We start from the raw sequence: 18,128 nt of genomic DNA, 5'->3' as shown, positions 1-18,128 counted from the left end.
AACGATGAAGCGGGCTTGTGTAATCGGATCGGGGTTCGGCGGCATGGCGCTGGCGATCCGCCTGCAATCGGCAGGCATTGCCACCACCGTGATCGAGGCGCGCGACAAGCCGGGCGGCCGCGCCTATCACTGGGAACAGGACGGCTTTACCTTCGATGCCGGACCGACGGTGATCACCGACCCGCCCTGTCTTGAAGAATTGTGGGCACTGACCGGGCATTCGCTGTCGGAAGATGTCGAACTGATGCCGGTGATGCCGTTTTATCGGCTGAACTGGCCCGACGGCACCAATTTCGATTATTCCAACGACGATGCATCGCTGCGCGCCGAAATCGCGCGGATCAATCCGCGCGATGTGGCCGGTTATGACGAATTCCTGGACTATTCGGCGGGCGTGTTCCGCGAAGGTTATGTGAAGCTGGGCTCGGTGCCGTTTCTCGATTTCGCCAGCATGATCAAGGCGGCGCCCGCGCTGATGCGATACCAGGCGTGGCGTTCGGTCTATTCGATGGTGTCGAAATATATCGAAAGCGAAAAGCTGCGCGAAGCGTTCAGTTTTCATTCGCTGCTGGTCGGCGGCAATCCGATGACCACCAGCGCGATCTATGCGCTGATCCACAAGCTGGAAAAGGATGGCGGGGTATGGTGGGCCAAGGGCGGCACCAATCGGCTGATCGCCGGTATGATCCGCCATTTTGAACGGATCGGCGGCGAAATGCGCGTGGGCGATGCCGTTACGCGGATCGAAACGCTGGGCAATCGCGTAACGGGCGTAACCACCGCCAGCGGCTGGCACGCCAATTTCGATGCGGTCGCGTCGAACGGCGATCTGGTCCACACCTATCGCGATCTGTTGAGCGACAATGTCTATGCCCAGCGCCACGCCCGCGCGCTGACGCGCAAGCGGTTTTCGCCCAGCCTGTTTGTCGTCCATTTCGGCGTACAGGGCACCTGGCCGGGGATCGCGCACCACATGATCCTGTTCGGGCCGCGCTACAAAGGCCTGCTCGACGATATCTACAAATATGGCGTGCTGCCCGAAGATTTCTCGATCTATCTGCACCACCCCACCGTGACCGACCCCAGCATGGCGCCCGAAGGCATGAGCACGTTCTATGCGCTGGTGCCCGTGGCCAACACCGGCAAGCTGCCGCTCGACTGGAACGAAATCGGCCCGATCCTGGAAAAGCGCGTGCTCGATGAAGTGGGCCGGCGCCTGATCCCCGATATCCACAGCCGTATCGTAACGAAATTCCACTATACCCCGGCCGATTTCACCCAGGATCTGTCGGCGCATCTGGGCAGCGCGTTCAGCCTTGAACCGCTGCTGACGCAAAGTGCGTTTTTCCGCGCGCACAACCGTGACGATGCGATCCCCAACCTGTATCTGGTCGGCGCCGGCACCCATCCCGGGGCGGGCATTCCGGGCGTCGTCGGCAGTGCCAAGGCCACCGCGAAGCTGATGGTGGAGGATCTTGCTTGAAACGCATCGCGGTCTACTGCGGATCGGCCACACCCCCCGATGATCGTTACGTGACGCTGGCCCATACCGTGGGCCTGACGCTGGCCCGGCGCGGGATCGGCGTGGTCTATGGCGGGGGCAAGCGCGGGCTGATGGGCGCGGTGGCCCAAGGTGCGCTGGATGCCGGCGGCGAAGTGATCGGGATCATTCCCGAGGCGCTGGCCGTGTCCGAAATCGCCAATCCCGGCTGCACCGATCTGCGTGTGGTAACGGGCATGCACGAACGCAAGCAGGCATTCACCGACTTGTCCGACGGGTTTCTGACGCTGCCCGGCGGGGTGGGCACGATGGATGAACTGTGGGAAGCGGTCAGCTGGTCGCAGCTGGGTTACCATGCCAAGCCGGTCGGCCTGCTAAACGCATTCGGCTTTTACGACCACCTGCTGGCGTTCAACCATCACATGATCGCCACCGGCTTTGTGCGCAGCAGCCATGCCGGGATCATCATCGCCGAACCCGATCTTGATCTGTTGCTGGCGCGGATGGAGGCGCATGCGCCGCATGTGCCGATCTTTGCGATGAAGGCAGCGGACCTGTAACGTATCATGGATCGGCGCGATCATCTCGTTACGCTTGCCGCAGACATGATCGGCAAAGGATCGAAAAGCTTTGCCGCGGCCAGCCGCCTGTTCGACCGCACCACGCGCGAACGCGTGTGGCTGCTCTATGCCTGGTGCCGGCGGTGCGATGATCTGATCGACGGACAGGATCTGGGCGGCGCGTTGGGCGATCAGACCGCCGTTACGTTGCGCCTGGAACAAGTCCGCGCGATGACCACGCTGGCGCTGCAAGGGCACGATGCGGGCGATCCCGCGTTCGATTGCCTGGGCGTGGTGGCGGCCGAAACCGGGCTGACGCAGGCGATGGCCGATGCGGTGATCGGCGGCTTTGCGCTCGATGCGCGCGAATGGCACCCGCGCAGCGAACGCGATCTGATGCGGTATTGCTGGCATGTTGCGGGCGCGGTGGGCGTGATGATGGCGGTGGTGATGGGGGTCGATCCCGATGACGAGGCCTCGCTTGAACGCGCCTGCGATCTGGGGCTGGCGTTTCAATTGGCCAATATCGCGCGCGACTTGTCCGAAGACCACGCGGCGCAGCGCTGCTATGTGCCGTCCGAATGGCTGGCCGAGGCCGATATTCCCCCGGGCGAGGAATTGCGCCCGCGTTACCGTAACGCGCTGGCCGGGCTGGCGCAGCGGTTGTGCCACCTGGCCGCGGCGCACGAAGCGTCGGCCCGGATCGGCGCGCAACGGCTGAAACTGCGGCAGCGATGGGCCATCCTGTCGGCCGCGGGCATCTATGGCGATATCGCCCGGCTGGTCGAGGCGCGCGGAACATCGGCGTGGGACAGCCGGACCGTCGTCAGTAACGGGCGCAAACTGTGGTGGATCGTGCGCGCGCTGATCCAGACCACGTTGCCCGTTACGGCACAGCAGCGCGATCTGGCGGCGCAACGCCGCGTGACATACGCCAGTTTGCGGCATTCGCCGGTGTAACCGGGTGGCGCGGTGGCGCGAAATAGGGAATGATGCCGCCAACCCTGTCGTGAAAGCGCCCGCGATGCCAAAGCCTGCCCTGATCTATCGCACGCGTCTGCCCATCCGCCTGTGGCATTGGACCAACGCCTGTGCGCTGTTTGTCATGTTGATGAGCGGGATGATGATTTTCAACGCGCACCCCCGGCTGTATTGGGGGGCGTTTGGCGCCAATCCCGATCATGCCTGGCTGGAAATCGGCAACCACGGCACCAGCGGATACCTGACCGTGGCCGGGATCACGATCCCCACCACCGGCGTGCTGGGCTATGCCATGGGCACCGACGAGGCGTTTCCCCCGCTGGTGACAATCCCCACCCATTACGGCCTGGCGATCGCGCGCGAATGGCATTTTGCCTTTGCCTGGGTGCTGGCGGCGGGATGGCTGATCTTTGCCCTTTATGCGATTGTTTCCAGACACCTGTGGCGTGATCTTTTGTTGACATATGAAGAGATGAAACCGGCGCATCTGTGGCAGGATATCAAGGATCATGCCCGGCTGCGCCTGCCCCGGGGCGAAGCGGCGCGGCATTACAACCCGTTGCAGAAACTGGCCTATCTGGGCGTGCTGGGGCTTGGCATACCGGCGATGATCCTGTCGGGACTGGCGATGTCGCCGGCGATGGATGCGGCGTGGCCGTGGCTGTTGACGCTGTTTGACGGGCGGCAATCGGCGCGGTCGGTGCATTTCATCTGCGCGGCGGGCCTGGCGCTGTTTATCGTGGTGCATCTGGCGATGGTCATTCTGGCCGGGCCGTTCAACGAACTGCGTTCGATGATCACCGGGTGGTACCGCATGCCCCCCGAACGCCCCGGCGCGGAGGACGCGGCATGAGCGCGATTGTCACCCGCCGCAATCTGCTGATCGGCAGCGGCAGCCTGCTGCTGGCGGGATGCGACCGGATCACCGCCGCGCCGCAAGTGCGCAACGTGCTTTCGCTGGGCGAAACGGCCACACGCAGCGCGCAGCGCCTGCTCGTGGCCGATCGGCAGGCGCTGGCACCCGAATTCACCCGCGCCGATCTGTCGCCGGTGTTCCGTGTCAACGGTTCAACCCGGCCTTTGGCCGATGACTATACCCGCCACACACTGAACGGCTTTGCCGACTGGCGCCTGGTGGTCGACGGGCTGGTGGCACAGCCGATGACCCTGTCGTTGCCCGCGTTGCGCGCCGCGCCGTCGCGCACGCAGATCACGCGGCACGATTGCGTCGAAGGCTGGAGCGCGATCGGCGAATGGACTGGGGTGCCGCTGGGCCTGCTGCTGCGCCACGCCGGCCTGTCGACCCGCGCACGCTATATCGTGTTTCACTGCGCCGACACGCTGTCGGGCAAACCCTATTACGAAAGCATCGACCTGGTCGACGCGTTCCACCCCCAGACAATCCTGGCCCACACGATGAACCGCACCCCCCTGTCAATCGGCCACGGCGCACCGCTACGCCTGCGCGTCGAGCGCCAACTGGGCTACAAACAGGCCAAATACGTGATGCGCGTGCAGGCAGTCGACAGCCTGAACGGGCTGTACGGCGGCAAAGGCGGGTATTGGGAGGATAACCACGATTATCAGTGGTATGCGGGGATTTAGGCGTGGCGGGACATGTGCCTGTCAATTGACAACAGGAGCATGGTGAAAGGGCTGGCATGGGGACGATCCGGAACGGCAGGTTAGGAAACCCAAACGACCTCAAGCTGCCGTTCCCTCGGTTTGGCGCCAGAGGCAGATCGCGACCAAAATACGCCGTTCGGGTGCGGCTGCGGGAATGTCAGCCCACGCCAAATTCTGCCGCTCCGACTGGTGGTAGCTCGCCCGTCAGCATCCCTTGATCTTTTTTCCTTCGTCCATCATAGTGTGGACAACGGTAATGGATTTCTACCGGACCTTCGGGTCGAACCGCCCTTGCAAGGGACGATGATTCCTACTTGGCGCCGCAAGGCAGCAAGGAGGAATTGTGCGCGCGACTTTTCGTAACCTGTTCAGTATACTCAATGTAGCGGCCTTCTTCCGTGATCGGCACGATCATGCCATGTCAGCCATGCGCTGGACGTTGATCCTCGTCCCCATGGCCGCGCTAATCGGCACATTGTGTGCCGCATTCCTGTGGAGCTTGGACGCGGCAACGCAGGCCCGATTCGACTATCCCTGGCTTCTTTATCTTCTGCCGATAGGTGGAGCGGCAATTGCCCTGCTTTACCATCTCACTGGCAAAACGGTCGAAGCGGGCAACAATCTAATCGTCGAGCAAATCCACGAGCCAGGGGGCGGCGTTCCCCTGCGAATGGCGCCGTTGGTCTTCATCGGGACCATCGCTACGCATCTGTTTGGCGGATCGGCGGGTCGCGAAGGCACAGCGGTACAGCTCGGCGGCAGCCTTGCAAGCGCTGCGGCCCGGTTGTTCAAACTTGATCCTCCCAGCATCCGCGTCGTGTTGATGGCTGGGGTCGCTGCTGGCTTCGGGGCCGTTTTCGGCACACCGCTTGCTGGCACCGTGTTTGCGCTCGAAGTGCTAGCGGTTGGCCGGATCGAATATAGCGGGATCTTACCGTGTCTGCTTGCTGCGTTGGTCGGCGATTGGACGTGCCACGCTTGGGGCATCCATCACACGCCCTACCACATCAGTACAATGGCCAGCGGCGCGGCCGCAATGCTTGTCGAACCGCTCATTCTCGCAAAGGCGGCCATAGCGGGCGTGGCGTTTGGCCTGGCGGGGCTAGTCTTTGCCGAAGCGAATCACGCGCTCGGCGGGTTCCTGAAGACGCGCATTCCGTACAGTCCTCTGCGGGCGGCCTTCGGCGGCATATTGGTCATCGCGCTGGTCTGGATTGTTGGGACACGCGCCTATCTCGGGCTTGGCGTTTGGTCGGCCATCCCTGGAGACCCGACCATCGCCGGCTTCTTCACTGGCCCTGCCGATCCATGGAGCTGGGCGTTCAAGATGGTCTTTACCATCGTGACCCTCAGCGCCGGCTTCAAGGGCGGGGAAGTGACGCCGCTATTCTTCATCGGGGCGGCGCTCGGTAATGCGCTGGGCTGGTTGCTCGGCGCACCGCTCGATCTGTTCGCTGGCCTTGGTTTCGTCGCCGTATTCGCCGGCGCGGCCAACACGCCGCTCGCCTGTACGATCATGGGTATCGAGCTGTTCGGTGCGACCCACGCCGTTCCGATCGCAGTGGCCTGTTTCGTCGCCTATATCTGTTCGGGCCATAACGGCATCTACCTGTCGCAGCGTATCGCCGTCTCGAAGCGAGCGACACGCGCCCATTCCCATGGAGCTACCCTGCGCGATGCGCGTGCCTCGCGGCGGACCCGCCGGGGGGATGGCGTTTTCATCAACAAGAAGGAGCACTGATGTCTCACAAGGTCACCCCCAGCGAGATCGGCATGATCCGCATCTATATGAAGCCATCGGACAAGGCGACCGACGGCTCGCGCAGCTTCTGGACTCGAAAGCCGCTATACCGGCAGTTGGTCGTGGAGGCGAAGCGCGACGGCATCATGAACGCCGTCGCCCATCATACCCATTATGGGTTCAGCAACCACGGACCGGTGATGGAGGATGGTGCTGAACTATCCAATCCGCACCTTACGATGTGTGTTGAGCTGATCGGCCAGCGTCATGAACTGGAGCGCTTTTGTGAGGCACATGGCGGCCTGCTCGGCGACAAAGTGATTGTCTACAAGCATCTTGAGCATTGGAGCATCGGCCCAGGCGGTGTGCGGCATGAGGATGCAGCGCCCGAGGAGCTTGCGGCACAAGTCGAATGAACGCGCGGTTTTGGCGAGGGTCGTCGTTTATCATAGTTTTCGGGATCGGCCGCTTTGTCCCAGGCACAGTCTTTCGGCAGCACTGCTACCAGTGTAAATTTAAGTCAGGTTTCGACGCCACCACCATGAGCGCTGAACGACCGATATCAGGGCGATCTCGGTCGCTCACGCTGCGTCAAACGGGCAGGAGATCAGATCCGCCCACCTAAACCTTCACCACACCCCGTTCGATCAGGCTGCGCGCGCAATCGACGATCGACTGTTCCACCGGCCGGGTCTGCCAGCCCAGCATTGCCAACGCGTGCCCGGCATCGGCATCGCGCACATTGCCCAATTCGCCGGTGATCTGGCGGATCATCGGGTTGAACAGCGCGGACACGCGCACCAGCCAGTCGGGCAATGTGCGGGTGGGCACCTTGCGCGCGTCTGCCGGCATCTGCGCCTTCAGCACGCGCGCCACGTCGATCAGTTTCATGAACGGGCCCGCCGCGATAAAGCGTTCGCCCGCAATGCCATGCGCGGTCAGCGCGCGCACGTGCAGATCGGCCACATCGCGCACATCGACAATGCCGAAACCCAGATCGGGGCATCCCGGCAGCAATCCGCCCAGCAATTGCCGCACCACTTCGATCGAGGCAGAGAAATCGTCGCTCCACACCGGGCCCAGCACCGCGGCGGGATTGACCGACACGAATTCCATCGCCCCGCCCTGGCCCGCGATCCAGTCGCGCGCGGCGCGTTCGGCCAACGTCTTGGATTTGACATAGGCATAGACATCGGCGCCGTTGACATCGGTCCAGTCCGCCTCGGTAAAGCGGTGCACGCCGCGGCCGTGGCCATAGGCGATGGCCGCCACCGAAGATGTCTGGACAAACCGGGTAACCCCGGCGGCGCCGGCAAAGCGCAACGCGCGCAGCACGCCTTCGCGCGCGGGCACGATCAGGTCGTCTTCGTGGCGCGGGGCATTGGTGCTGAACGGCGATGCCACGTGCGCCACGTGGCTGCACCCGGCCATCGCCTTGGCCCAGCCGTCATCGTGCATCAGGTCGGCGGTAAAGAACCGCAAGGCATCGGCATCGCCGCCCAGCAACGGGCGCAAGGCGGCTTCGCGCGCGGGGTTGCGCACGGTGGTGTGTACGCGCCAGCCCTGTTCCAGCAGCTGTTTGATCAGGAACCCGGCGATATAGCCGCTGCCGCCTGTAACCAGAACCGTGCCTGCCATGTCAAAATCCGATCATGATTCGCCGCGCCAGCCACGGCGCAACCTGGTTCACCGCCTTCAGGATGCGCACCATGCCGACATTGGCTTCATCGGCACTGGCCTCGATCGCGGCCACGATCTGCGCGGCGCAATCCTGCGCCGACAGTTTGCGCCCGCCGCGCCCCGATGTCATCGCGGTATCGACCAGTGGCGGCAAAGCCTCGAGCACGTGGACGCGCGTGCCCTTCATCTGCGCGCGCAACGATTGGGTATAGCTGCGCATCGCGGCCTTGGTTGCGCAATAGACCGGCGCGCCCGCGCTGGGCGCAATCGCCAGGCCCGATGTGACATTGACGATCATCGCCTCGGGCCGGGTCTGCAGCGTGGCCATCAATGCCACGATCAGCCGGATCGGGGCATGCACGTTCAGCCACAAGGTGCGATCATCACCCGCCACATCGGGGGTGGCGATCCGGAAATCGTGATCGGTGCCCATCCCGGCATTGTTGATCAGGATGTCGAGCGATCGACCGGCCAATCCGCGCAGCACCGCCTCGATCCCGTCGGGCCCGGTCAGATCGGCAGCGATGGCATCCATCCCCTCGGCCCGGGCGCGCGCCAGGCGTTCGGGATCGCGCCCAGTGATCCACACATCGGCACCGCGCGCCAGCAATTGCAGCGCCAGCTGTCGTCCGATGCCGTCGGTGCCACCGGTTACCAGCACCATTTTGCCCGCAATCTGCATCAAGTCCCCCGCAGGTTTTGTCTTGTCGCTGCAAAGGGTAGCGATCGGGTTGCACAATGCAACCGGATCAGCGCATCAGCACAAGCTCTTCCGCCATCGACGGGTGCAGCGCCACGGTCGCGTCAAAATCGGCCTTGGTCAGGCCCGCCTTTACCGCAATCGCCGCCGCCTGCAGGATTTCGGGCGCGTCGGGGCCGATCATGTGAATGCCCAGCACGCGATCGGTCGCGCCATCCACCACCAGCTTGTAGAACCCGCGTTCGATCCGCTGACTGAAGATATTCTTCATCGGCCGGAAATCCGAGGTGTAGGTTTTGACATCGCCGTGGCTGGCGCGCGCCTCGGCCTCGGTCGGGCCCACCGCGGCCAGCGGCGGCTGCGAAAACACCGCGCTGGGGATCGCGTCATACGACACCGCACTGTGCTTTTTGCCGAACTGGCCATCGGCAAAGGCCTGCCCTTCGCGGATGGCGATCGGGGTCAATTGCACGCGGTCGGTCACATCGCCCACGGCAAACACGCTGGGGCAGGATGTCCGCCCGTCGGCATCGACCGGGATTTCACCGCGCGCGCCCAGCGCGATGCCGACCTGGTCAAGCCCGAGCCCGGCGGTGTTGGGCGTGCGTCCGGTTGCCACCAGCACCGCATCGGCATCGATCGGTTCGCCGCCGTCCTGCAGGTGCACGCGCAGGCTGCCATCGCTGTGCTTGTCCACGCGATCGAACGGCGCGTTGAAGCGATAGGTGATGCCGCGTGCGCGGGTGATCGCCAGCAGGCGTTCGCGCAAATCGATGTCATATCCGCGCAGGATCGCATCGCTGCGGTTGACCACGGTCACCGTGCTGCCCAGCGCGTTGAAAATGCCGGCAAATTCCATCGCGATATAGCCGGCCCCGGCAATCACCACGCGCTGCGGCAGGGTGTCCAGGCCAAACACCTCGTTGGATGTGATGCAGTGTTCGGCGCCTGCAAACGGCGGCATCATCGGCCAGGCGCCGGTGGCGATCAGGATGTTTTTCGCGGTGATGGTCTGGCCCGACTGTTTCAGCCGCACGCTGTTGGGCCCGGTGATTTCGGCGCGGTCGAGAAAATGCGCAACCTTGTTGCTGTCGAGCGTGCGGGTATAGGCCGCGTTCAGCCGATCGACATCGCGCGCCACCGCATCGCGCAGCGTGGGCCAGTCAAACCGCGCGCCCTGGATGGTCCAGCCATAATCGGCGGCATGCGCCAGATCGTCGGCAAATTGCGATGCATAGACCAGCAGTTTCTTGGGCACGCAGCCGCGAATGACGCATGTGCCGCCGATGCGGAATTCCTCGGCCACGGCAACGCTCGCACCGTGGCCGGCGGCAATGCGGCTGGCGCGCACGCCGCCCGATCCGGCGCCGATCACGAACAGATCATAGTCAAACTGCGGCTGCGCCATGGTCATCCCTTTTGCGGTGCGGGCCGCCGATATGGCGCGCCCGCAGCCTTCGTTCAACCAATTGCGGCCGAGGCGAGCAAGGCCTCGGTCGAAGGATCAAAGCCTTCGCCGCCGCCTGCATCGATCTGCTTGGCAATCGCCTTGCCCAGTTCGACCCCGAACTGGTCGAACGGATTGATGCCCAGCATTGCCGCCGACACAAACGTGCGGTGTTCGTGGAACGCGATCAGCGCGCCAAGGCTGGCGGGGTTGAGATCGTCGACCAGCATCGTTGCCGAAGGCCGGTTGCCGGGATAGGCCCGCGCGCCGTCATCGGATGCCTTGCCCGCCATCAGCGCCGCGCCTTGTGCAAAACAGTTCGACAGCAGGATCTTGTGGTGCAGCGGATCGAGATCGTGGCCGGGGATCTTTACCGCCAGAAAATCGACCGGGATCAGATGCGTGCCCTGATGCAGCAACTGGAACACCGCATGCTGCGCATCGGTGCCCACCCCGCCCCAGGTGACCGGCGCGCTGGGCCGGGTCAGCGGTGTGCCATCGGCCATGACCGACTTGCCGTTGGATTCCATTTCAAGCTGTTGCAGATAATCGGGCAGCAGCGCCAGGCGTTCGTCATAGGCGAACACCGCGCGGGTCTGGCAGCGCAGCGCCTGGGTGTAGATCAGATCGGCAAAGGCCGCGCGCACCACCACGTTGGATGCAATCGGGGTTTCCAGGAAATGCAGGTCGATGGCCGCAGCGCCTGCCAGAAATTCTGTAAATCCGTCATAGCCCAGCGCCAGCGCGATGGGAAAGCCGATCGACGACCACAGCGAATACCGCCCGCCCACGCTTTCGGCAAAGGGCAGCACGCGCGTGTCATCCACACCCCATTCCACCGCCTTGTCGGGTGCCGCGGTCAGGGCGATGACCCGGCCATAGGGATCTTCCACCCCGCCCGCGCGCAGCCAGTCGAGCGCAGAGGCGGCGTTGGTCATCGTTTCGGTGGTGGTAAAGGTCTTGGACGCCAGCGCGATCATGGTCGTGGCCGGATCACAGGCCTTCATCGCCGCCTCGAGCGCGCATCCATCGATGTTCGACACCACGTGCACCGCCACGCGCGCGCCGTCGCGGGTCAGCGCATCGATCGCCAACGCCGGGCCAAGCGCCGATCCACCGATGCCGATATGGATCAGCGAACGGATTTCGCCGAACACGCCTTCATGGATCGCTTCGACCAGGCCCTGCATGCGTTCGTGCAGCGCCTCGGCCTCGACCACGCTGGCGGGTGCCCCCACGCCGCGCTGGGCGGTGTGTTCGGCGGCTCGGCCTTCGGTGTTGTTGATCAGGTCACCGTCAAACAGCTGCCGGCGCTTTTCGGCGAACCCCTGCGCCTCGGCGACAAGGGCCAGGATCGCCTCTGCCTCGGGATGCAGGTGCGTCTTGGACCAGTCAAAGCGAATCGGCCCGCCGGGCAGATCGAGCGTGGTGGCATAGTGCGCCAGGCGGTCGGGTGCTGCGAACAGCTGCGCCAGCGTTGGAAAGGCAATCGCCTCAAGCCGGGTCCACAGCGCCGCGGGGGTATCGGTCATCACTTACTCCTGGTTCGCACCGGTTCCGGTATCCGGGGTGCGGGATCTGGCGCCCTTGTGCCCGCTTGCGGCTATTCCGCCAAGCGCCTGCACGCTTCGACCAACGTCTTGCGCATTGCTATGCGCTGCGCAGCAAAAGCGCTACGAATTGCGTTCACCTGCCAGAACCAGCTTGACGGAACGCACCCGGCCCAACATGACCGCGACCATGAACGACACGCCCGACCACACCCCGGAAACGGGCGCCGCCAAGCCTGCCAGCCGTGATCCCGCGGCCGACATTGCCGCAAAGATCGTCAGCGGCAAGCCCCAGGATACCAAGCAGGAAGAAAATTTCTTCGTGTTCCTGATCAAGCTGGTGCTGTTTGTCGGGATCTTGCGCAGTTTCATCTTTTCGCCGTTCAACATCCCGTCGGAATCGATGCTGCCCCGGCTTGAAAACGGCGATTACCTGCTGGCGGCCAAGTGGCCCTATGGATTTTCGAAGTATTCGATGCCGTTCAGCCTGCCGCTGATCCCCGGGCGGATCTTTGCCGCACAGCCGGCGCGCGGCGACGTCGTGATCTTCAAGGCCCCGCCGGGCAACGATGTCGATTATATCAAGCGCGTGATCGGCCTGCCGGGCGACACCGTGCAGATGAAGGGCGGCACGCTGTACCTTAACGGCACCGCAGTTCCCAAAGTGCGGCAAAGCGATTTCGTCATCCGCATTTCGCCCAACACCAATTGCGTGTCGGCCGAATTCGAAGTGCTGGAAAAGGATGGTACGCCAACCTGCCATTACCCGCAGTTCCGGGAAACGCTGCCCGAAGGCAAAAGCTACAACGTGCTCGACCTTGGCTATCGCCCGCAGGATGACACGCCGCCGGTTACGATCCCTGCGGGCCGCATGTTCCTGATGGGCGACAACCGCGACAATTCGATGGACAGCCGTTTTCCCGCGATGGAAGGCGGCGGCATCGGCCTGGTGCCGCAGGACAACCTGGTGGGCCGTGCGACGATCGTGATGTGGTCGACCGATGGCGGCGCCAGCTGGTTCCTGCCTTGGACCTGGTTTACCGCCGCGCGCTGGAACCGCATCGGGGGCACGTTCTGAGTACCGAGCTGGAGCCTGCGACCCGGCAATTCCTGACCGAACTGACCGGCCATTCCCCCCGCAACGAAGGCCTGTGGCGTGAAGCGCTGACGCACGGTTCGCTGGGCGAAGCGCGCGATTATCAGCGCCTGGAGTTTCTGGGCGATCGGGTGCTGGGGCTGGCCATCGCCGAATGGCTGCACACCGATGCCGGCGCCAACGAGGGCAAGCTGTCGCAACGGCTGAACGTGCTGGTCAGCCGTGAAACCTGCGCCAGCCTGGCGCGCGTGCTGGCGATCGTGCCGCATATCCGGCTGGGCAAACAGGCCCGCGACGATGGCGGGGCCGACAGCGACAATATCCTGGGCGATGTGATGGAGGCGCTGATCGGCGCGCTGTTCCTGGAACGCGGCTATGACGTGGCGCGCGATTTCGTGCGCCGCGCCTGGGCCGCGCCGATGGCAGCAGGCGCCGGACAGCGCAAACATCCCAAGGCCGCCTTGCAGGAATGGGCGGCCGGAAACCGCCGCAAACCGCCGCTCTATACGCTGGTCGCGCGCGAGGGGCCCGATCATGCGGCAACCTTCACCGTGACCGTTGCCGTGGGCGGAGTTGGCGAAGCCACCGCGCGCGGATCGAGCAAGCAGGATGCCGAAACCGCCGCCGCGCGCCAGTTCATGCAGGATTTCGGCTGAAACCTGCTATTTCAGGGCAGACCCCTGCCCTTCCTTTTTTCCAGACTTACAGATCGGTGCTTCATGACGGACCTTCAGACCCCCACCACCACGCCGCGCCGCTGCGGCCTGATCGCGGTGATCGGCGCGCCCAACGCGGGCAAATCCACGCTGGTCAACGCGCTGGTCGGACAGAAAGTGGCGATCGTGTCGAACAAGGCGCAGACCACGCGCGCGCGCCTGATGGGCATCGCGATCGAGGGGGCGGCGCAGATCATGCTGGTCGACACGCCCGGCCTGTTCGAACCGCGCCGCCGGCTCGACCGCGCCATGGTCCATGCCGCGTGGGAGGGTGCACAGGCGGCTGATGCGATCGTGCTGGTGGTCGATGCGCGCAAAAAACGCCGCGAATATCTCGAACCGATCCTGGCCTCGCTGGCCACGCGCCCCGAACGACGCGTGCTGGTGCTCAACAAGGTCGATTCGACGGCCAAGGAACCCTTGCTGATCGCGGCGCAGGAATTGAGCGCGGCCGGCGGGTTTGACGAGGTGTTTTTCGTCTCGGCGCTGACCGGCGACGGCGTGGCAGAGCTGAAATCGAGCCTGGCAGCGGCCATGCCCGAAGGGCCCTGGCACTATCCCGAAGACCAGGTGTCCGATGCTTCGGAACGGTTGCTGGCCACCGAAATCACCCGCGAACAGCTCTATCGCCAGTTGCACGACGAATTGCCCTATGACAGCGCGGTCCGCCCCGAAAGCTATCAGACGCGGCCCGACGGTTCGGTCGAGATCCATCAGCAGATCGTGATCGCACGCGACAGCCAGCGGCCGATCGTGCTGGGCAAGGGCGGCGCGCGGCTGAAAGCCATTGGTGAGGCGGCGCGCAAGGAACTGGGCACGCTGCTGGGTGCCACGGTGCATCTGTACCTGCATGTCAAAGTCGAAGAAAACTGGGCCGAAAGCCGCGAACTTTACGAAGAGATCGGCCTCGACTGGGTCAAGTAGACCGGTTCAACGCGGCATCTTGCGCGCGACGACGAACACTTCCTCGCCGATCGCTTCGCCACCGCGAATGCGCCGGTCGATGGCCAGGATCGCGCGATCATCGCGCCACCAGCGGATCCATGCGGGATCGACCGGCGAGCCCGAGGCGCGCGCTGCGGCATGGGTCATGAACGGTACCGAACGGGCCGAAGTGCGGGCGATGCGCACCGCAAATCCCGCCTGGTGCAGCGCGTTGCACAGGGAGCCTTGGGTATAGAGCCGCAGATGGCGGGGCGCTTCATAGCCGCGCCACCAGCGTCCCCAGCGTTCGCGGCCCGCCGCATCGGGATTGGGCGTGGTGATCGCGACATGGCCCTGATCGCACAGCACCCGTGACACTTCGGCCAGCGCCGGGCGGATATCGGCCAGATGTTCGACCACATGGTGCATCAGCACCAGCGCAGCCGCATTGTCTGCGAACGGGATCTGTTCGGCGCTGCCGGTGCGGATGCGGCGCCCGGTGGCCACACCGCGCGCCACCGAAGTCGGATCGGGATCAACGCCTTCGGACCGGCCCCAGCCGATCGCGCGCAGATAATCCAGCCGCTCGCCCGATCCGCAACCGAGGTCAAGCACCAGTGCATCGCCTTGCGGAGGCACCGCGCCCATGTCGATCAGACGGTTCTCGGCCTCGCGAAACAGGAACGGTACGGCTGCGAACCGGTCGCCATGGGTGGCGCACCGCCGCGCGATCCAGCGGCCAAAGGCTGTTTCCAGCACCCCCGGCGGGCGCGCCTGATGGGTATAATAACGGGCATAGGATGCGGCCAGCTGATCATCGGGCAAGCGATTGGCAATCCATACAATCGCGCAGTCGGCAGCACTGCACCGATCCAGCCGCCATTGCCCCGGATAGCCGAAATAGACATCGTCAACGCCCTGCTCCAGCATATAACCCTGCGCGCCGCACATCGGGCACGGCAACGCAGCGTCGGCAATCACGCCAGAAAATCCTCCTGCCGGGGGGCAAGGCCCGGCGGGGACTGGATGGTCAGCGGCAGCCGCTGTTTTGCAAGGTACGCGCGCAGCCACAGCACGGGAGCCAGCAGGCGCAGCGGCAGAAATCGCACCGGACCATCCCAGGGCGCAAACGTCCGGAAAAACCACGCCGAACCCAACAGATCGGGCCGCTCTGCCGCCACTTGCGCCATGGCCTTGCGCCGTACCAGGCGGCGTTCCTGGTGTGCGTTGCGGCCGTTGGAAAAAACCTTGTCGTCGCTGGTGATCGGGCGGCGATGACGCACCACCACCGCGTCGATGATCGCCACCTGTGAAAAACCGCGGAGCATCTGCAAGGTCGGCATGGCAAACTGATCGATCCCGTAGGACGAAATCGATCCGGCATAGTAACCACCGCCTGCCATGAACAATTCGGTGCGATAAAATGGCATCATCACCTCGATCCAGTCGGTTGGCCGGACATCGCCGCCCCGGCGCCCCAGAAACTGACGATGCGAATAATAACTGTCGTGGCTTAGCGCGGCGACAAACATGTCAAGCCGATGATCGCGGGCAATCCGCAGCAGACGATTGAGATCGGACCAGCTGGTTTCGATATCGTCATCCAGCAGCCCGACATATTCATAGTCGATAGTCGATGCTGCCACCCAGCGGTGCACTTCGCGGAAAATTTCGCCCTTGCATTCGGTCCTGACCGAAATCATCGCAATGCCGTCAACAGGCGATGCTTTGCCACTGTAATCGAACACTACGACATCGAATTGCGGTGGCTGGTCCTTTTCAACCGGGCCCAGCGGCACCCCATTACCGTCCCAGGTATATACCAGAAGTACGCGCCGTTGTGACATGGATGGAATAGTCCGTCGACCTTCTTTGTTTTTTTGCAAGTGGCGGCGTTCCTGAATGGTGCAGGCGCATGGTGCAGGGGTCATGGCTTACATGCCAATCGCGTGCACGTTACGGATTCTTCACATTTGATCTGCCGGTATTGGCGATGCCAGGCGCCCGTTGGCGCCGCGCTAGGTGCAAGGCGGTGCATATTCAGCCTCTTATGTGCCGGTTGTCCCATTGTGACGAAACATAATGTGCCAATTTGTCGCAGTCGGAATAATTCCTTTCAGCTGATCCGGTGGCTGGCTAACGGTCAAGGCTTGGGAGTTCCTGCCTGTGCGCTTGCGAAATTCGAGAATCTTTTGAGATTTCTGCCCCTTTCAAGGCCACGTTCTGACCGCGCGCGGTGCCTGTGGCTGGTGCAATGACTGTCGCACTGACCGTCGGTCAGCGTCTGGCGCATGTTCGCCGGCATACGGGCGCACTATGGCAGCGGCTCGAACGACCTGCCCGTGCCTGTTTGCTGGTGTTGATCGTCGGACTGCTGATCCGTGACCTTGGCGTTGTCGGGTGGCGAGCGGTCTGGCAAAATCTGCCGATTGCGCCGCTGTTTTATCTGATCTTCTTCATCAACTATTGCAGTTTGCCGCTGTTTGAGGGGCTGATCTACAATCTGGTTTGGAAGACCGGTTATGCGATCATGCCGGTGCTGATCCGCAAACGGGTGTTCAACGAGGCGGTGATCGATTATTCGGGCGAGACAGTGCTGTATGCCTGGGCGCGAACCCATACCCGGCTGGAACCCCGCGCGATTGTCAGCACTGTGCGCGATGTCAATGTGCTGTCAGCCATCGCGGGAAATCTGGCGACCTGCCTGATCCTGGTTGCGGTGATCGCCCTGCAGGCCGACAAGCTGGCGGCGGCCGATGCGCAATTGCTGCGCCGCGGTGCGCTGTTCACCGGTGGCAGCGTGCTGGCCCTGATGGCAGTGGCGGCGTTGTTCCGCAAATGGCTGCTGACGCTGCCGCTGGGGCAGTGCGTGGCAGTGGGCGCACTGCATCTGCTGCGGCTGGGCACGTTTCTGGTGTTGCAGGCGCTGCAATGGCACGTCGCGGTGCCAGCCGTGGCGTGGCAGAACTGGGTCACGTTTCTGGCGCTGCAGATGGCGATTTCGCGTCTGCCGCTGCTGCCGGCCAAGGATCTGTTCTTTGCCGGCCTCGCCATCAATCTGGGCGCACGCATGGCGCTGGCGCCAGGGGTAGTCGGCGGGCTGTTTGCGGCAGCGTCCGGTCTTAATCTCGTCGCGCATGCGGTCATGTATGCGCTGGCCCATCTGCTGGCGCGTGATGGGAAAAAGTAGCCAACGGTGTTTGCCTGCGGTGGCCTGGCGTGATGCGATTATTCCTATCGCATCACGCCAGGGGCCAAAGTCGCGGCAGTGTCAGGAATTTCGTGTGCGGGGTGGCGGTTGAACATCAGGCCGCCATGGCCCGAACGAAACGATCGCCGAACATGACGGCGAATTGAGCTTTAGCCATAGTCCATTCTCGTGCTGGCATCACCCACTCTTTCTCCGATCGGTTCAGGATGAGATAGAGCAGCTTGGCTGCGGCCTCATCGTTGGGGAAATGCCCCCTGGCACGAACAGCCCTGCGCAGCTTGGAATTTAGGGCTTCGATGGCGTTCGTGGTGTAAATAATCCGGCGGACATCCCCAGGAAATGCAAAGAATGGAATGACTTCCTGCCATGCCCGCCGCCAGCTCTGGCCGATGGCG

At 63.5% G+C, this 18,128-nt stretch carries 18 protein-coding genes and 1 riboswitch; of the genes, 11 read left to right on the top strand and 7 right to left on the bottom strand.

Annotated elements, in window-relative coordinates:
• The first annotated feature begins 4 nt into the window (after positions 1 to 4).
• The 7 genes from G404_RS0114375 to G404_RS0114345 all read left to right on the top strand — a co-directional run bounded on the left by G404_RS0114375 (position 5) and on the right by G404_RS0114345 (position 6,825).
• Positions 5 to 1,483: a phytoene desaturase gene (locus tag G404_RS0114375; RefSeq protein ID WP_028641710.1), complete on the top strand. Its 1,479-nt coding sequence runs from the start codon at positions 5 to 7 to the stop codon at positions 1,481 to 1,483.
• Complete coding sequence (locus G404_RS0114370) at positions 1,480 to 2,061, top strand: LOG family protein (RefSeq protein WP_028641709.1); 582 nt, start codon at positions 1,480 to 1,482, stop codon at positions 2,059 to 2,061. Before G404_RS0114375 ends, G404_RS0114370 begins: the two co-directional genes overlap by 4 nt.
• A gap of 6 nt (positions 2,062 to 2,067) precedes the next feature.
• Positions 2,068 to 3,021, top strand: a complete 954-nt coding sequence (locus G404_RS0114365; RefSeq protein ID WP_028641708.1) for a phytoene/squalene synthase family protein — start codon at positions 2,068 to 2,070, stop codon at positions 3,019 to 3,021.
• 64 nt (positions 3,022 to 3,085) lie between these two features.
• Positions 3,086 to 3,895, top strand: coding sequence for a cytochrome b/b6 domain-containing protein (locus G404_RS0114360; RefSeq protein WP_036521578.1), 810 nt, complete (start codon positions 3,086 to 3,088; stop codon positions 3,893 to 3,895).
• A complete protein-coding gene (locus G404_RS0114355; RefSeq protein ID WP_028641706.1) occupies positions 3,892 to 4,647 on the top strand; it encodes a molybdopterin-binding protein in 756 nt (251 codons plus the stop codon). Before G404_RS0114360 ends, G404_RS0114355 begins: the two co-directional genes overlap by 4 nt.
• Positions 4,648 to 4,911: 264 nt before the next feature.
• A riboswitch (Fluoride riboswitch) is annotated at positions 4,912 to 4,988 on the top strand.
• A gap of 23 nt (positions 4,989 to 5,011) precedes the next feature.
• Positions 5,012 to 6,409, top strand: coding sequence for a voltage-gated chloride channel family protein (locus tag G404_RS19175; protein WP_051280737.1), 1,398 nt, complete (start codon positions 5,012 to 5,014; stop codon positions 6,407 to 6,409).
• Positions 6,409 to 6,825, top strand: coding sequence for a DUF190 domain-containing protein (locus G404_RS0114345; protein WP_028641705.1), 417 nt, complete (start codon positions 6,409 to 6,411; stop codon positions 6,823 to 6,825). Before G404_RS19175 ends, G404_RS0114345 begins: the two co-directional genes overlap by 1 nt.
• Positions 6,826 to 7,030: 205 nt before the next feature.
• Here G404_RS0114345 and G404_RS0114340 read toward each other — a convergent pair whose 3' ends face one another.
• The 4 genes from G404_RS0114340 to pgi form a co-directional block, all read right to left on the bottom strand.
• Positions 7,031 to 8,047 (bottom strand): NAD-dependent epimerase/dehydratase family protein, encoded by a 1,017-nt coding sequence (locus G404_RS0114340; RefSeq protein ID WP_028641704.1) that lies wholly within the window; start codon positions 8,045 to 8,047, stop codon positions 7,031 to 7,033.
• 1 nt (position 8,048) lies between these two features.
• Positions 8,049 to 8,771, bottom strand: a complete 723-nt coding sequence (locus G404_RS0114335; protein WP_028641703.1) for an SDR family oxidoreductase — start codon at positions 8,769 to 8,771, stop codon at positions 8,049 to 8,051.
• Between the two features lie 67 nt (positions 8,772 to 8,838).
• Positions 8,839 to 10,203 (bottom strand): glutathione-disulfide reductase, encoded by a 1,365-nt coding sequence (gene gorA, locus G404_RS0114330; protein ID WP_028641702.1) that lies wholly within the window; start codon positions 10,201 to 10,203, stop codon positions 8,839 to 8,841.
• Positions 10,204 to 10,250: 47 nt separating this feature from the next.
• The gene (gene pgi / locus G404_RS0114325; RefSeq protein WP_028641701.1) at positions 10,251 to 11,768 is read right to left on the bottom strand and encodes a glucose-6-phosphate isomerase; all 1,518 of its coding nucleotides are present in this window, start codon (positions 11,766 to 11,768) and stop codon (positions 10,251 to 10,253) included.
• A gap of 196 nt (positions 11,769 to 11,964) precedes the next feature.
• Between pgi and lepB the strand changes: the two genes are divergently transcribed.
• The 3 genes from lepB (at position 11,965) to era (ending at position 14,522) form a co-directional block, all read left to right on the top strand.
• Complete coding sequence (lepB, locus tag G404_RS0114320) at positions 11,965 to 12,864, top strand: signal peptidase I (protein WP_156906312.1); 900 nt, start codon at positions 11,965 to 11,967, stop codon at positions 12,862 to 12,864.
• Positions 12,819 to 13,538 carry a ribonuclease III gene (gene rnc / locus G404_RS0114315; protein ID WP_245584542.1) on the top strand — a complete coding sequence of 240 codons (720 nt, stop codon included), beginning with the start codon at positions 12,819 to 12,821 and terminating at the stop codon, positions 13,536 to 13,538. Before lepB ends, rnc begins: the two co-directional genes overlap by 46 nt.
• 63 nt (positions 13,539 to 13,601) lie before the next feature.
• Positions 13,602 to 14,522, top strand: coding sequence for a GTPase Era (gene era, locus G404_RS0114310; RefSeq protein WP_028641698.1), 921 nt, complete (start codon positions 13,602 to 13,604; stop codon positions 14,520 to 14,522).
• Positions 14,523 to 14,528: 6 nt separating this feature from the next.
• On the opposite strand, the gene G404_RS0114305 is transcribed toward era, so the two are convergent.
• Positions 14,529 to 15,503 carry a class I SAM-dependent methyltransferase gene (locus G404_RS0114305; protein ID WP_156906311.1) on the bottom strand — a complete coding sequence of 325 codons (975 nt, stop codon included), beginning with the start codon at positions 15,501 to 15,503 and terminating at the stop codon, positions 14,529 to 14,531.
• Positions 15,500 to 16,369 carry a hypothetical protein gene (locus tag G404_RS0114300; protein WP_156906310.1) on the bottom strand — a complete coding sequence of 290 codons (870 nt, stop codon included), beginning with the start codon at positions 16,367 to 16,369 and terminating at the stop codon, positions 15,500 to 15,502. Before G404_RS0114300 ends, G404_RS0114305 begins: the two co-directional genes overlap by 4 nt.
• 407 nt (positions 16,370 to 16,776) lie before the next feature.
• Here G404_RS0114300 and G404_RS0114295 point away from each other — a divergent pair, with 407 nt between their 5' ends.
• Entirely contained in the window at positions 16,777 to 17,712 is a 936-nt protein-coding gene (locus tag G404_RS0114295; RefSeq protein ID WP_156906309.1) for a hypothetical protein, read from the top strand.
• A 115-nt stretch (positions 17,713 to 17,827) separates the two neighbouring features.
• Here the strand turns inward: G404_RS0114295 and G404_RS19170 are convergent.
• On the bottom strand, positions 17,828 to 18,128 hold a 301-nt coding region (locus G404_RS19170; RefSeq protein ID WP_036521545.1), incomplete at its 5' end, for an IS256 family transposase.

The sequence above is a fragment of the Novosphingobium acidiphilum DSM 19966 genome (assembly GCF_000429005.1).
Taxonomy (GTDB): Bacteria; Pseudomonadota; Alphaproteobacteria; order Sphingomonadales; family Sphingomonadaceae; genus Novosphingobium; species Novosphingobium acidiphilum.
Note: the sequence above shows the minus strand (reverse complement) of the source record. Positions and strands in the feature narration are given on the sequence as shown.

Bases quoted from the DNA above. Each gene is read 5' to 3' on its own strand.
- G404_RS0114375 (WP_028641710.1), top strand. From the start codon at position 5: ATGAAGCGGGCTTGTGTAATCGGATCGGGGTTCGGCGGCATGGCGCTG.
- lepB (WP_156906312.1), top strand. From the start codon at position 11,965: ATGACCGCGACCATGAACGACACGCCCGACCACACCCCGGAAACGGGC.
- G404_RS0114360 (WP_036521578.1), top strand. From the start codon at position 3,086: ATGCCAAAGCCTGCCCTGATCTATCGCACGCGTCTGCCCATCCGCCTG.
- era (WP_028641698.1), top strand. From the start codon at position 13,602: ATGACGGACCTTCAGACCCCCACCACCACGCCGCGCCGCTGCGGCCTG.
- G404_RS0114345 (WP_028641705.1), top strand. From the start codon at position 6,409: ATGTCTCACAAGGTCACCCCCAGCGAGATCGGCATGATCCGCATCTAT.
- G404_RS0114335 (WP_028641703.1), bottom strand. From the start codon at position 8,771: ATGCAGATTGCGGGCAAAATGGTGCTGGTAACCGGTGGCACCGACGGC.
- G404_RS0114300 (WP_156906310.1), bottom strand. From the start codon at position 16,369: ATGTCACAACGGCGCGTACTTCTGGTATATACCTGGGACGGTAATGGG.
- gorA (WP_028641702.1), bottom strand. From the start codon at position 10,203: ATGACCATGGCGCAGCCGCAGTTTGACTATGATCTGTTCGTGATCGGC.
- G404_RS0114295 (WP_156906309.1), top strand. From the start codon at position 16,777: ATGACTGTCGCACTGACCGTCGGTCAGCGTCTGGCGCATGTTCGCCGG.
- G404_RS0114365 (WP_028641708.1), top strand. From the start codon at position 2,068: ATGGATCGGCGCGATCATCTCGTTACGCTTGCCGCAGACATGATCGGC.
- G404_RS0114340 (WP_028641704.1), bottom strand. From the start codon at position 8,047: ATGGCAGGCACGGTTCTGGTTACAGGCGGCAGCGGCTATATCGCCGGG.
- pgi (WP_028641701.1), bottom strand. From the start codon at position 11,768: ATGACCGATACCCCCGCGGCGCTGTGGACCCGGCTTGAGGCGATTGCC.
- G404_RS0114355 (WP_028641706.1), top strand. From the start codon at position 3,892: ATGAGCGCGATTGTCACCCGCCGCAATCTGCTGATCGGCAGCGGCAGC.